Consider the following 13133-nt stretch of genomic DNA (forward strand, 5'->3'; position numbering starts at 1 on the left):
ATTCTATAAGGAGTTATTTTTCTTATACTTCCAGCGGCTGGGCGTGCTCCGGCTCGGGCTCCGGAATCGTATCGGTCGCCTCATCCGTGCCCTTCGGCGCGGTGGCAGCGGCGGCCGCCAGTGCCTGCTTCAGGTCGGCTTTGATGTCCTCAAAATGCTCGATGCCCACCGATAGGCGCAGCAGCGTGGGCGTCACGCCCGAGGCGAGCTGCTCCTGCTCGCTCAGCTGCTGGTGCGTAGTGGCCGAAGGCTGAATGATGAGCGTCTTGGCATCGCCCACGTTAGCCAGGTGGCTGATTAGCTTGAGGTTATCAATTAGGGCCGTGGCCGTGTCTTTGCTGCCGTGCAGGGCAAACGATAGCACGCCGCCGAAGCCGCGCTTCAGGTACTTGGCGGCCGTGGCGTGGTGCGGGCTGCTGGCTAGCCCAGGGTAATTCACGTGTGCCACCTGCGGATGCTGCTCTAGCCACTGGGCTATTTTGAGGGCATTCTCGACGGTGCGCTCCACGCGCAGGCTCAGGGTTTCGAGGCCTTGCAGCAGCAGGAAGGAGTTGAAGGGACTAATGGCCGGACCGAAATCACGCAGGCCTTCTACCCGAGCGCGGATGATGAAGGCAATGTTGCCAAACGGCCCATTCTTCCCAAATACATCGTTGAAAACCAGGCCGTGGTAGCCTTCGCTAGGCTCGGTAAACTGCGGGTATTTGCCGTTGCCGAAGTCGTAGGTGCCACCATCCACAATCACGCCGCCTACGCTGGTGCCGTGGCCGCCAATCCACTTCGTGGCCGATTCCACCACAATATCGGCGCCGTGCTTGAGGGGTTGAAACAGGAAGCCACCCGCGCCAAAGGTGTTGTCGACTACCAGCGGCAAGTCGTGCTTTTTGGCCACGGCCGCCACGCGCTCAAAATCGGGCACGCTAAAGCTCGGGTTGCCAATGGTTTCGAGGTAAATAGCGCGGGTCTTGCCGTCAATCAGCGCCTCAATGCTGTCGGCATCGTCGCCGTCGGCAAAGCGCGCTTCTATGCCTAAGCGCTTGAAAGCCACCTTAAACTGGTTGTAGGTGCCGCCGTAGAGGTAGGAGCTCGACACAATATTATCGCCGGGCTGCAGGATGTTGTTCAGGGCAATGAACTGCGCCGCCTGGCCCGAGCCCACGGCCAGGGCCGCCACGCCACCTTCGAGCGCGGCAATGCGCTGCTCGAATACGTCGGTGGTGGGGTTCATCAGGCGGGTATAAATATTACCAAACTCCTTCAGCGCGAATAGATTAGCGCCGTGCTCCGCGTTCTTGAATACATAGCTGGTGGTCTGGTGAATGGGCACTGCGCGCGAGCCAGTGGTGGGGTCGGGCTGCTGGCCGGCGTGGAGTTGCAGGGTTTCAAAGTGCAGGTTTTGAGTGGCCATGAGGCTAAGAGGTTAAAAAATTAGTAGTAATGAGCGAGGAAAAAGTGGCTGGGTAATCCTAGCCCGGCCGCGCCGCCGCGGCCGGCCGTCGCTGAAAAGCGAAAGGGTAGCGAAAACCCCGGTCGAAGCTCCGTGCTGTTGGTTTCGGGCCTTATCTCTTTTGCACTGCTACCGCACAAGCACTTGAATTTCAAGATTATGAGCGCGGGCTAGCCGCATCAGTTGGCCGCAGCTGTGGCTAGGCCAGCGGCTGCGAGCACTACCCGCAAAAGAGAAAAAAAGCAAAAAGCGCCGGGCCTTAGCCTTGGCAACAACAGCACATTCGCATTCGCTGGCGCAAAGGCGCCGGGCTAGCCGATACCGACGAGAATGGCCCAAAGCTGCGCGCAAAAGCGACGCAAGGGACGGAAACAGCGAAGAAGGGTAGGTGTGCCATGGGTACTCGAGTTATAGACCCCCGGGCGGCGCGTGGCAGCTACCGGGGTAGGAATTGGCACCTTTCAGTGGGTGAAGGTTGCCAGCGGGTCAAAGAGCCTAATCTCTCGCCGCTTCTGTATAAAACTTACTAAAACTGCCCTGCCTGCTGCGGGGAGTACCGGATTGGTAGGGGCAAAGATAGTGTAGCGCACGATATGCGCAAGGTCGCTCACGCAAAAGTCAAAAATATTTTTTGCGCTCCCGGTGGAAGAGTGGTGCTTACAAACAAAAAGGCCACCCCAATAGTGGAGTGGCTTTTCTCACCTTTTTTCTGCAAAAAGTACCTAGATACTAGGTAGGGTTAACTCCTGGCCCACTTCTATGTGGTCGGGGTTAGAGCCGATGATGGCCTTATTGGCCTCGTATATCTGGTGCCATTTAGCGGCGTCGCCGTAGTGGTTTTTAGCAATTTTGGAGAGCGAATCACCGCTTACTACCGTATAGCTGGTGCCGGCGGCAGCAGAATTAGCGGTGTTGGCAGCATTGCTGTTGCCGAAAAAATCGGTGCCACCAGCGGCCGGCTGCGCCGGTGCAGCGGGCTTTTTATCACCCTCATTATTCAAAAAATCGAGCAGGCCCATGTGACAAATGCGGTTAAAGTGTGAAAGAAAAGCGCGTCCGTAAAGCGGGGTGCTTTTGAGCCTTTTACGGCGGCAGTTGCGCAGGGTTACTACGGATAACTAAAAAAAAATACGCGCGTAAGCAGGCCGGAAGCTAGGTAGCTTTTCTTTCACATTCTTTCCTTTCTCCTTATGAACCTATCAACAGTTTCTTTCCGAGCTTACTTTACCTCGCTACTGAGTGCGCTTGCCGTTTTGTTCGTTGTTTCGTCTTGCGGTGGCGGCGACAAAGGCAAGGTAGAAGATGCAGCTACCTTGTATGGCTCAGGTAGTAAAACATGGGTAACTGATAAGCAGACAGATGCTTCGGGCAGCAAAATGAAGCTAGATGATGCTGCCAAAGAAGCAGAGTTTACTTTTACCGCCACCAATTTTACCGCTAGCGAAGGCGGCCAAAGCCAGACCGGAACCTACACGTTTGACCAAGCTGCCAAGACCTTGACGCTTACGCCCCAAGGTGGCTCGACAGCCAATACCTTTAAAGTAGAGAAGCTGACCAGCGACAAGCTATCGCTGTCGGGCACCAGCGGCGCCATGTACGTGCTGAAGGCTAAATAATCAGGACTTGAACAGGGCTTATGCCCAGCTAAAAGCCTCGCTCCAGTGCCGGAGCGGGGCTTTTTTTATGTTACATACCTCGTGGGGTGTTTCAAACTAAGGCTTTAGGCCGAAATTTGGGGAATATGTCGTTTACCTTGAATTTTGGCGGGAAGATGAGCTGGCTAGGCTGGCTTTTACTATGGGGGTGCATGGCCGTTGGAGCCCCTGAGGCTTGGGCCCAAAGCAGCCGTAGTGAGCAGCTTGCAGTGCCCGCGCGGCGAATGGCTAGCGTGAGCCCAACTGATACCACCTTCGCCGAGCTGGAGTTTTTGCGAGCGGAAATCGGGAGTGCCCGCGTGGTTTTTTTAGGCGAGCCCACGCACGGAGAGGGCAACGTGCTGGCGGCCAAAGCCCGGCTGCTGGCCTATTTGCAGCAGCGGCTAGGCTTTACGACCCTAGCCATGGAAAGTAGTTTTTTTGACCTGCACAAGGCGCAGCGGCAGATTAGCATTGGCAAGTCGGTTGGTAAAAACCTGAATGGCAGCATTTTCCCCGTCTAGATGCGCACGCAGGAGTTTCAGGCGGTGGTGCCGCTGGTGGGGCCGGATGGCTTGCGCGTGATGGGCTTTGACCCGCAGCTGGGGGGCGATTATAGCGACGACCTGGTAGATGACCTGGACGATTTTCTGGATGAGGAGCAGGGCAACAAGGCCATTAACTATGATCTGCTGGATGAGGCGGTGAGCTACATGGCTGAGCACTATGCCTTTTCGCCTAACCTGCACCTGGCCGACGTGGAGGCCGAGCTAGCCAAAGCCGAGCCGCTGCTGCGCAAGGCGGCCGCCGCGCCCACGGCGGCCCGGCGCAACGACGCGCTTTTTTGGCAGCAGTGCTTGCGCAGCCTGCGGGCGCTGGCCCGCGACTATGCCACCCACGACCCTAGCGCCAAGACTGCCACCGACTGGGTAGCGGCCGACAGCAACCAGCGCGATGCTCAAATGGCGGATAACCTGCTGTGGTACCTGCGCCAGCACCCCACCGAAAAAGTGGTCTGCTGGGGCGCGCTGCCTCATTTTGCCAACCAAGTGGGCGTACTGAACAGCGAAGAATTGCGCAGCTACCAGCCGATGGGCCAGGCGGTAAAGGCGGCCCTGCCGCCGGGGCAGGTATACATCCTGGGTACCCTGGCGGGGGGCGGCAGCCACGGCCTGCCCGGCACCGCGGGCGTGCCCGTACCCCCGCCCGCCGCCGGTACGCTGGAGGTCAGCCTGCTAGCTTTGGATACGCCCTTCGCCTTTGTGAGCCTGCGGCATGATGCGCCCGGCCGCCAGCTTACCACGTATGCCTTTGACTACCAGCCCCTGGCCGGGCCCTGGAGTGAGGTGGTAGATGGGTTTTTGTTTTTGCGCAGCGTGGAGCCGCCGCACCTCCTGGCTGACGCCGCTACTGCGCCAGCCGATAGTACCAGCGGCCAAACTGCTTTAAGCCAACCCGGCTCGGCCAATCCGATACCTAGCCGCACCGGGGCTACGATGCGGCGCGTGGTGGCGGTGGCCGATGTATCGGGCCTGCGCTCGGTGCGGGGCGTTGTGCTCGACCAGCGCCGCGCGCCGGTGCCCTACGCCTCGGTAGAACTGGCTGGGCAGGGGCGGGGGACCGTAGCCGATGCCAGTGGGCATTTTGCGCTCGCGCTGCCGGGGCCCACGAAGCTGCGGGTAAGCAGCCTGGGCTACGATGCCGTAACGGTACAGTCGCCGCCCGGCACCGAGGAGCTGATGGTCGTGCTGACCCCGGCCCACTACGCGCTGGCGGAAGTGCGCGTGGCTAGCCCCCGCTCAACCCGCAGACCATTCTGAAGAATGTTATCAAGAATATTCCGGCCAACTATGAGCAGCAGGAGTACGCCAGTGAGGTGTACGCGCACCGCCGCCTCAGCAACTTCGACACGCTGCGCTACGAAATTGAAACGGTGAGCCGGGAGTGGGTGCCGGCCGGCTACCGGCACTACGCCAAAGGCTTTTTGATGCTGGAGCCCGGTCCGGCCCGGCAGGTAGAACAACGGCACGTGCTGGCGGGGGCAGTCCCGAAAGACTATAACGCCGCGGCGAATGGCATTGCCGGCCCGGCGGGCAGCATGGCCGACCCGGTGCGGATTTCCCCGTTATTCGTGGCGCGCAATCTGCGGAAGTTTGCCCTGAAGCTCGACAGTGTGCGCCAGCAAGGCGCGGAAACGCTGTATGTATTAAGTTTTGCGGCCCGGCGGCCCGACTATCGCAGCACCGGGATTTACCTCGCGGGCGTGTACCAGGGGCAGCTGGTGGTGCGCCAGCACGACTATGCGGTGCTGCGCTACGAGGCGCTGTGGCAAGTCGATACGGCGTACTACAACAGGGTGGCACGTCAGAATCAAAAGAAAACGAGTCTGGTAGCGCAGCTTTACGCGCAGGTATTAACCGCCAACCGCACGACGCACGTGGTAGAGTACGCCAAGGGAGAAAACAACCGCTACTACGCCCGGCACAGCCTGGGGCAGGCGATGAGCGCTGGCCGCGTGCTCAAGAGTCGACAAAATTTTTATTATCAAAGCTTTAGCGAGCAGTTATTCAAGCCATTGCCGGGGGCTGGACCAGCGCCGGTTGCGCCTGCGGCATCCAAGGGCAGCCCGCCGCCTCCGACCCCCCAGGTACCCTATCGCCCCGAGTTTTGGAACAGCTACCAGCGGCCGGGCGGGGCACTGGCTACACCGGAGGCTCGGCCTAAGAGGGAATAGGGAAATAAAAGAGCGATGTAAATTTGGTCTATGTTCCGCGCTGCTTACGCTACCGATTTAACCGATATGGAATGGCAACTAGCGGAGCCTTACGTGCGCAGCAGCGGCCTTGGTCGGCCGCCACTACACAGTAAACGGGAGTTGCTCAACGCTATTTTCTACCAGTTGCGCGCGGGCGGGGCCTGGCACTTGCTGCCGCAGGACCTACCGCCCTGGCGCACGGTCTACAAGCAGTTCGAAGCCTGGCGCGAGGACGGCACCTGGGACCGGCTGCTTACGGGCCTGCGCCAGCAAGTGCGCCGACTCTCCCGCGAGACGGAACCCACGGCCGGGGCCATCGATTCGCAGTCGGTGCGCACGGGCGGTAAAAGGGGGGCTGTCACGGCTACGACGCGGGCAAGCAAGTAGCTGGTCGTAAGCGCCATATCGTGGTCGATACCCAGCTTACCCCTGGCCGTGCTGGTGCAGGCGGCCAGCGTGCAAGACCCCGTCGGGGCTGCTCCCGTGCTGGCCGAAGCCAAGGCCAATGCTCCACAATTGCACTTGCTTTGGGCCGACGCCCGCTACCAGGGGCCGCTGGTGGCCACCGCCGCCGTGGCGTTGGGTCTACGCGTGGAGGTGGTGCGGGCCCCGCCCGGCACCAAGGGCTTCGTGGTGCTACCCCGGCGCTGGGTCGTCGAGCGCTCCTTCAGCTGGCTCAGTAAGTATCGCCGCCTAGCGGGCCGCGACTATGAAACCAATCCGCGTGTCAGTGAGGCCATTATCAAAGCTTGTTTCTGCTATCTCATGCTCCGGCGACTGGCGAAAGGGCCGCCGCCTAAACATAGCGATTGATTTTCCCTACTCCCTCTTAGGCACGCGTGACCGGGTTGGGCTAGCCAGCCAGCGGGGCAGGTAGGCCACGCCCAGCGCCAGGTAGAAGTAGTACGTGACGATGCGGTAGAGCAGCACCAAGAAGCTCGTCATGGCGGCCGTGCCCATAAAGCGGCCGAAGAACGTCGGAAACGCCCCCTCGGCAATGCCCGCGCCGCCCGGCGTAATGGCCAGCAGTAGAATGACTTTGTAGGTGATATTGCGGGCAAAGATGAACAGAAACGTGTTCGTCGTCATGGGGGAAAAAGCGCCGATGAGGCAGCCGATAACGGCGTAGCGGGCCGTCCACACAAACACGGTGCTCAGGCTGGCCCGCCACCAGTAGGCGGCGCCCGCGCCGCGCAGCTGGGCCGAGGCCAGTACCATCTCCTGGCCCTGGCGGTAGGCTAGCCGCCGAAACCGCCGCAGCACCCGCACCGAAGCCAGGCGCACCAGCAAGCGCCGCACCGAGCGCGGATTTACGAACAAGGCATAAATGAGCAGGCCGGCGTAGGCCGATACGGCCAGGTAGCTGAAAATGAAGAGGATGCGTAGCGATTGCACAAACGCCGATTGCAGGCCGTGGGGGTAGAGGCCATCGCTGGCTAGCCACACCACCAGGGGCACCATCAGCACATAATAGAGGTTGTCGAGAAAGGCCGTGACGATGGTGTACGCAATGGCTTTACCCAGCGGAATGCCTTCCTTGGTGAGGATAACCGGGGCCGCCGCCGTGCCGCCCGCCGCCGAGGGCAGCACGCAGGAGGCAAATTCCCACACCACAATCACCCCGAAGGACTGCCGCCAGCTCAACGCTTTTTCCGAAATGCTGCGGATGCGGTAGATGTAGCCCAGGTCGCGCGCCCACAGCACCAGCAGCGTAATAAACAGCCACTGCCATTTGGCGTGTAGCAGCGGGGCGAGGTCGCCGGGCTTATAGGAGCGCCAGAATAAAAAAGCTACCACACTCAACCCAATCAGCGCCGGCACTACGATGCGCGAAGGCCGCAGCTGGTGCAGCAGGTCGGCATCGAGGCGGGCCGGGACGGGGGGAGGAGAAGCTAGCGGCATAGAGCAGGGAAAAGATAGGACAAAAATACGGCCACCCTTAGGCCTGGACTTCCGAGGCGTGAGCAGTCAATGAAAAAGGCTCTGCTACGACAAGCGTAGCAGAGCCTTTCCGCGAGCGGCTAGCCCGGTGCGGCAGGGCTAGGGCCGCCCGCCGGGGCTGCCGGCCGGCGTGATGCCGCCCGGCGAAGTGGTGCCCGGCGAGGGCGGGCCTACCGGCGCGGCCGGGGTGTTGGGTTTCATGGCCGGCGAAGCAGCCGGCTTGGTAGCCGAGCTATCGGCTGGTTGCTGGGCCGGGGCCGCTAGGCCAGGAGTAGCTGGCGTAGAAGCGCCGGGCGTGGCCGAGGCAGGGCTAGCCTGATTGCGCAGCTGTTGCAGCGAGTCGGCCGGGATGACGCGACGCGTCGAGTCGGTAGCGCTAGCTGGGCGTGCCCCGCCCGGCCGCTGGCCGGCTGCGCCGGGAGAGCCGCCGGGGCGCTGGCCGCCGCTAGGCCGCCCGCCGCCCTGGCCGCCGCCCCCGCCGCCACCCTGGCCACCGCCCATCTCGCCGCCGCCAACGCCGCCGTTGTCGCCGCCTTCCTTCAGGTCGTCGTTGTTCACACCCTTGCCCCGGCGGCCGGTGTCGCCAGCCGTCAGCTTGCCGATGCGATAGCTGAAGTTGACTTTAAAGTTCAGGTTGTGAATGACGTTGGTGCTGTTCTGGGTCAGGATGGGCCCGTTGATGGGCACGTTTACGCCGTTGTAGGCGTAGCTATCCACGTAGGGCGTCGATACGTCGGTGCGAATGCGAATCTGGCCGGTGAAGAAATTCTCGGCCCCGAAACCAATGCTGCCGCGCTTTTCGGCAAAACTCTTTTGCAAACTCAGGCTGTAGATGCCGAAGCCGCTCTGGTAGCCTTGCAGCTGCACCTGCTGGCCCCGGTAGAAGCCGAAGAGCTGGAGCGAGTAGTTCTTGCCCATGTCATACGAGCCGAAGGCCCGCGCATTCACCACGGTGCCCCGGTTGCTGGAGTTGTAGAGCGCGCTGGGGTCGTTGTTGCGCAGCACGGCGTAGTACACGTCCACGCTGGCATTGAGCGAGAGCTTGCCCGAGTTGGCGCCCGCAAAAAGGCTGCCGCCGTAGGCGTTTTCGGTGCCGGCGTTCTGAAACGTGCTCAGTAGCGCACCCTGGATGCGGTTGGGATTGAGCGAATCGGGCAGCGGCACGCGCACCGTCTGGATGGCGCCGGTAGTGTTGCGCACAAAGGCCGTCAGGTTCAGGTTCACCTTCTGCTTCACGGTGGTGCTGTAGCCCAGCTCGTAGTTATTGGTGTATTCGGGGCGCAACAGCGGGTTGCCGGCTGAGGCATTCAACGGGTTGCTGGCTTGCACGTTAGGGTTCAGAAATTGCAGCGACGGGCGCTGAATGCGGCGGTTATAGGAGAGCTTCACCACGTTGCCGTTCTCCAGCTTGCGCGAAAGGTTGATGCTGGGCACCAGCACCCCGTAGTCGGGAATAGTGGTGTTGGTGAGCACGCCCTTGTTATTAGTAAAATCAGCCGAGATGGTAGTGTACTCGAAGCGCACGCCCGGCTTCACCGTAAAGCCCTTGGGTAGCCCGATGGTATAAGTAGCGTAGCCGGCCGTCACGTTCTGGCGGTAGCGAAACGAATTATTCAGCGTACCGCTGCCGGCCGCCGGCGCCAGCGCCGGGTCGTAGAAGTAGCTGTAGTCGCTGTTCACGCGGCGCACAATGTCCTTGGCACCCAGCTCCAGCAGCTGGTTTTTCACCGTCGGCGTCTGGTAGTCAAGCTGGCCGGTAAATTCCTCGTTGTAGCTGTTGTTGTTGTTGCCGAGCTGGCCGATGTAGGTGCTCTTGGTCAGGTCGCTCGGGTTGAAAACGCTGTTGGTGAAGTTGTTTGTCTGGTTATTGCGGCTAAACAGCGTCAGCACGCTCAACTCGCGCTGCTCGGTCTGGTAGGTGTGCGTATAGTTGAGGCTAGCGTCGATGGTGTTCGATTTATTTACCGAAACCACGTCGCGCAGCGAGTTCACGGCCAGCGGGGCCCCGTTGGTGCCAATGCGGCTTACCAGGGTATTCTGGTAGTTGTCAGCATTGCGCACACCGTAGGCTAGCGAGCCCGCCAGCGAGTTGTGCTTGTCGAAGTCGTAGGTGAGGCCCAGCGTGTAGCGCCCGAAGGCGTCGTTGCGCCGGGTGTCGGCGCTTTGCGCCACGGTGGTGCGGTTGCCGGTGGCCAGGCTGGTACTAGTCTGGCTGTTCTCGAAGCTGCCCGGCTGGTTGTAGCTGGCCCGCCCAAAACCGCCCAGACTGATGCCAAACTTGCCGTTGCGGTAGTTGCCATTCAGGCCCAGGTTGCTGGCCCGCAGGCCCGCGCTGGTGTTGATGCCCAGCGAGCCGCCCTTCAGGTTATTCGTCTTAGTAACGATGTTGATAATACCGCCCGAGCCCTCGGCATCGTACTTGGCCGACGGCGAGGTAATGACCTCCACGGTCTGAATCTGGTCGGCCGGAATCTGCTTCAGCGCGTCGGCCACGCTGCTAGCCGCGATGGTGCTGGGCTTGTTATTAATCAGCACTCGGATGTTGGAGCTGCCGCGCAGGCTCACGTTGCCGTCCAGGTCCACGCTCAGCAGCGGCACGCGCTTGAGCACGTCGGTGGCGTCGCCGCCGGCCGTGGTCTTGTCCACGTCGGCGTTGTAGATGGTGCGGTCCACGCGCTCCTCAATGAGCGGCTTTTTGCCCGTCACCACTACCTCGCCCAGCTTCTGGGCTTCGCCGCGCAGGGCCACGCTACCCAGCGCCAGGTTGGCGCCGGCGGCCACGGTCACGTCGTTTTTCACCTGCGTCTGGTAGCCGATAAAGCTGATTTCGACGCGGTAGGTACCGGCGGGCACGGGCAGCACAAACTTGCCATCGTCGCCGGCCACGCCGCCGTTCACGGGGCTGTTGGTGGTGGGGTTGATGACGTTGACGGTCGCGTACGACACTGGCTTGCCGTTGGCCGCGTCGGTAACGGTACCGCTGATGCGGCCGGTGGAGCGGGATGCCGGGGCCGATGTGGCGGGCGCCCGCCCGCCCGCCTGGCTAAAGGCCAGCAGCGGGCTAGCCGCCAGCGCGCCGGCCAGAACCAAGGCAGTAGGAAAAGTAAGCTTGTTCATAAAATTCATAACGGCCAAAGTGCGCAAATGGCCCGCAATAGTTGCACTGCCCGGCCCTGTTTTCGGCAAATGGTCGGCCGAAGCCCTGCTTGTGCCGACTAAGCCCGCCACACTGCCGATTGCAATAGCCCGGTCCGGTCCGTATTTTGGCTCCTTGGCGCACAACCGCCCGGCCCGCGCTGTCGTACCTTTGAGGTCGGCCGGCCAATCTCTTAGCCCGCCCGGCGGCGGCGTGCCGCCCCCTCTTTTCTGCCTGCCCCGATGATGATTGAACCCGGCCCGCTTCTGGCGGCGATAGCCTCGCCCGACGACCTTAAAAAGCTCGCCCCCGAGCAGTTAGTGCAAGTCAGCCAGGAGCTGCGCGAGTTTATCATCGACACGGTGAGCATCTACGGCGGCCATTTCGGCGCTTCGCTAGGGGTGGTCGAGCTAACGGTAGCGCTGCACTACGTTTTTAATACGCCCTACGACCAGCTGGTGTGGGATGTGGGTCACCAGGCCTACGGCCACAAAATCCTGACCGGCCGGCGCGACCGCTTTCCCACCAATCGCCGCTACGGCGGCATGTCGGGCTTCCCCAAGCGCTCAGAGAGCGAATACGACGCCTTTGGCGTGGGCCACAGCAGCACCAGCATCGGGGCGGCGCTGGGCATGGCCGTGGCTTCTGATTATAAAAAAGAGTTTGACCGCCAGCACATTGCTATAATTGGCGACGGTGCCATGACGGCCGGCATGAGCTTCGAGGCGCTCAACCACGCCGGCGACATTCGCAACAATATGATTGTCGTGCTCAACGACAACTGCATGAGCATCGACCCCAACGTGGGTGCGCTCAAGGAATACCTCACCGACATTACCACCTCGCGCACCTACAACAAAGTGCGCGACGAGCTGTGGAACGTGCTCGGCAAGCTCTCCAAGTTTGGCCCCAATCCGCAGCAGATTGCCCGCAAGGTAGAGGCCGCCATGAAGGCTACCCTGCTCAAACAGAGTAACTTATTTGAGGCGCTGAACTTCCGCTACTTCGGCCCGGTCGATGGCCACGATGTACAGCACCTGGTGGCGGTACTCAATGATTTAAAATCCATTCCCGGCCCCAAGCTGCTGCACTGCGTCACGGTGAAGGGCAAAGGCTACGCGCTGGCCGAAAAAGACCAGACGCTGTGGCACGCGCCGGGCTTGTTTGATAAGATTACGGGCGAGATTTTTACGAAAGTCCACACCACCCCCCAGCCGCCGAAGTACCAGGACGTATTCGGCCACACGCTGCTGGAGCTGGCCCAGGCCAACGACAAGATAATGGGCGTGACGCCCGCTATGCCCAGCGGCTCGTCGCTCAATATTATGATGGCTGCCATGCCCGAGCGCGCCTTCGACGTGGGCATTGCCGAGCAGCACGCCGTCACGTTTTCGGCGGGGCTAGCCACGCAGGGGATGGTGCCGTTTTGCAACATCTACTCGTCGTTTATGCAGCGCGGCTACGACCAGGTGGTGCACGACGTGGCCCTGCAAAACCTGCACGTGGTGTTCTGCCTCGACCGCGCCGGCTTTGCCGGGGCCGACGGCCCCACCCACCACGGCTGCTACGACCTGGCCTACATGCGCTGCATCCCTAACATCGTGGTGAGCGCCCCGATGAACGAGCAGGAGCTGCGCAACCTGATGTACACCGCTCAGCTGCCCGAAAACGCCGGGCCGTTCAGCATCCGCTACCCGCGCGGTGAGGGGGTGCTACCGGCCTGGCGCACGCCTTTGCAGCGCGTAGCCATCGGCACGGGCCGCGTGGTGCGCGAGGGCGAGGCGGGCGGCGTGGCCATCCTCAGCATTGGCCACATCGGCAACTATGCCGTGCAGGCCACCGCGGCCCTGGCTGCCGAAGGGCTAGCCGCTGGCCACTACGACATGCGCTTCTGCAAGCCACTCGATGAGGAGATGCTGCTGGCCGTGGCCCGCCGCTACCGCGCCATCGTGACGGTCGAAGATGGCTGCCTGCCCGGCGGCTTTGGCTCGGCGGTGCTGGAGTTTTTGAGCGAGCAGGGCCTAGCCGTTCCGGTGCGCCGCCTCGGCATCCCCGACCGCGTGGTAGAGCACGGCACTCAGGATCAACTCTACAAAGAATGCGGCTTCGATGCCGAGGGCATCGCCCAGGCCGTGCGCGAGCTGAGCGCCAAAGTGGCGTTGCGCGAGTTGGCGTAGAGGGTGATTTCTTTACATAAAAAAGTCTCGTAGCTGCTGCTGC

At 61.5% G+C, this 13133-nt stretch carries 9 protein-coding genes, 1 pseudogene and 1 riboswitch; of the genes and pseudogenes, 6 read left to right on the plus strand and 4 right to left on the minus strand.

Annotated elements, in window-relative coordinates:
* Window positions 1–22: 22 nt before the first annotated feature.
* Together GKZ68_RS18845 and GKZ68_RS18850 are read right to left on the minus strand one after the other, a co-directional pair.
* A complete protein-coding gene (locus GKZ68_RS18845; RefSeq protein ID WP_173117514.1) occupies window positions 23–1408 on the minus strand; it encodes an O-acetylhomoserine aminocarboxypropyltransferase/cysteine synthase family protein in 1386 nt (461 codons plus the stop codon).
* A gap of 444 nt (window positions 1409–1852) precedes the next feature.
* Window positions 1853–1970, minus strand: a riboswitch (SAM riboswitch).
* Window positions 1971–2169: 199 nt separating this feature from the next.
* Window positions 2170–2466 (minus strand): LysM peptidoglycan-binding domain-containing protein, encoded by a 297-nt coding sequence (locus GKZ68_RS18850; RefSeq protein ID WP_173117516.1) that lies wholly within the window; start codon window positions 2464–2466, stop codon window positions 2170–2172.
* A gap of 171 nt (window positions 2467–2637) precedes the next feature.
* Here GKZ68_RS18850 and GKZ68_RS18855 point away from each other — a divergent pair, with 171 nt between their 5' ends.
* From GKZ68_RS18855 to GKZ68_RS18875, 5 genes and pseudogenes are all read left to right on the plus strand, one after another.
* The gene (locus GKZ68_RS18855) at window positions 2638–3063 is read left to right on the plus strand and encodes a lipocalin family protein (RefSeq protein WP_173117518.1); all 426 of its coding nucleotides are present in this window, start codon (window positions 2638–2640) and stop codon (window positions 3061–3063) included.
* Between the two features lie 248 nt (window positions 3064–3311).
* The gene (locus GKZ68_RS18860; RefSeq protein ID WP_173117520.1) at window positions 3312–3605 is read left to right on the plus strand and encodes a hypothetical protein; all 294 of its coding nucleotides are present in this window, start codon (window positions 3312–3314) and stop codon (window positions 3603–3605) included.
* A complete protein-coding gene (locus GKZ68_RS18865) occupies window positions 3606–4901 on the plus strand; it encodes an erythromycin esterase family protein (protein ID WP_173117522.1) in 1296 nt (431 codons plus the stop codon).
* 56 nt (window positions 4902–4957) lie between these two features.
* Window positions 4958–5815 (plus strand): hypothetical protein, encoded by an 858-nt coding sequence (locus GKZ68_RS18870; protein WP_173117524.1) that lies wholly within the window; start codon window positions 4958–4960, stop codon window positions 5813–5815.
* Between the two features lie 30 nt (window positions 5816–5845).
* Window positions 5846–6649, plus strand: a pseudogene (locus tag GKZ68_RS18875) (IS5 family transposase).
* Window positions 6650–6655: 6 nt separating this feature from the next.
* Here the strand turns inward: GKZ68_RS18875 and GKZ68_RS18880 are convergent.
* Both GKZ68_RS18880 and GKZ68_RS18885 read right to left on the minus strand, forming a co-directional pair.
* A complete protein-coding gene (locus tag GKZ68_RS18880; protein WP_173117526.1) occupies window positions 6656–7738 on the minus strand; it encodes a lysylphosphatidylglycerol synthase transmembrane domain-containing protein in 1083 nt (360 codons plus the stop codon).
* Window positions 7739–7876: 138 nt separating this feature from the next.
* Window positions 7877–10894, minus strand: a complete 3018-nt coding sequence (locus GKZ68_RS18885) for a TonB-dependent receptor (RefSeq protein WP_173117528.1) — start codon at window positions 10892–10894, stop codon at window positions 7877–7879.
* 261 nt (window positions 10895–11155) lie between these two features.
* Between GKZ68_RS18885 and dxs the strand changes: the two genes are divergently transcribed.
* A complete protein-coding gene (gene dxs, locus GKZ68_RS18890) occupies window positions 11156–13090 on the plus strand; it encodes a 1-deoxy-D-xylulose-5-phosphate synthase (RefSeq protein ID WP_173117530.1) in 1935 nt (644 codons plus the stop codon).
* Window positions 13091–13133 lie beyond the last annotated feature (43 nt).

It is taken from the genome of Hymenobacter sp. BRD128 (assembly GCF_013256625.1).
Classification (GTDB): Bacteria; Bacteroidota; Bacteroidia; order Cytophagales; family Hymenobacteraceae; genus Hymenobacter.

Coding starts and splice junctions, on each gene's coding strand:
- GKZ68_RS18845 (WP_173117514.1), bottom strand. CDS start 1,408: ATGGCCACTCAAAACCTGCACTTTGAAACCCTGCAACTCCACGCCGGC.
- GKZ68_RS18850 (WP_173117516.1), bottom strand. CDS start 2,466: ATGGGCCTGCTCGATTTTTTGAATAATGAGGGTGATAAAAAGCCCGCT.
- GKZ68_RS18855 (WP_173117518.1), top strand. CDS start 2,638: ATGAACCTATCAACAGTTTCTTTCCGAGCTTACTTTACCTCGCTACTG.
- GKZ68_RS18865 (WP_173117522.1), top strand. CDS start 3,606: ATGCGCACGCAGGAGTTTCAGGCGGTGGTGCCGCTGGTGGGGCCGGAT.
- GKZ68_RS18880 (WP_173117526.1), bottom strand. CDS start 7,738: ATGCCGCTAGCTTCTCCTCCCCCCGTCCCGGCCCGCCTCGATGCCGAC.
- GKZ68_RS18885 (WP_173117528.1), bottom strand. CDS start 10,894: ATGAACAAGCTTACTTTTCCTACTGCCTTGGTTCTGGCCGGCGCGCTG.
- dxs (WP_173117530.1), top strand. CDS start 11,156: ATGATGATTGAACCCGGCCCGCTTCTGGCGGCGATAGCCTCGCCCGAC.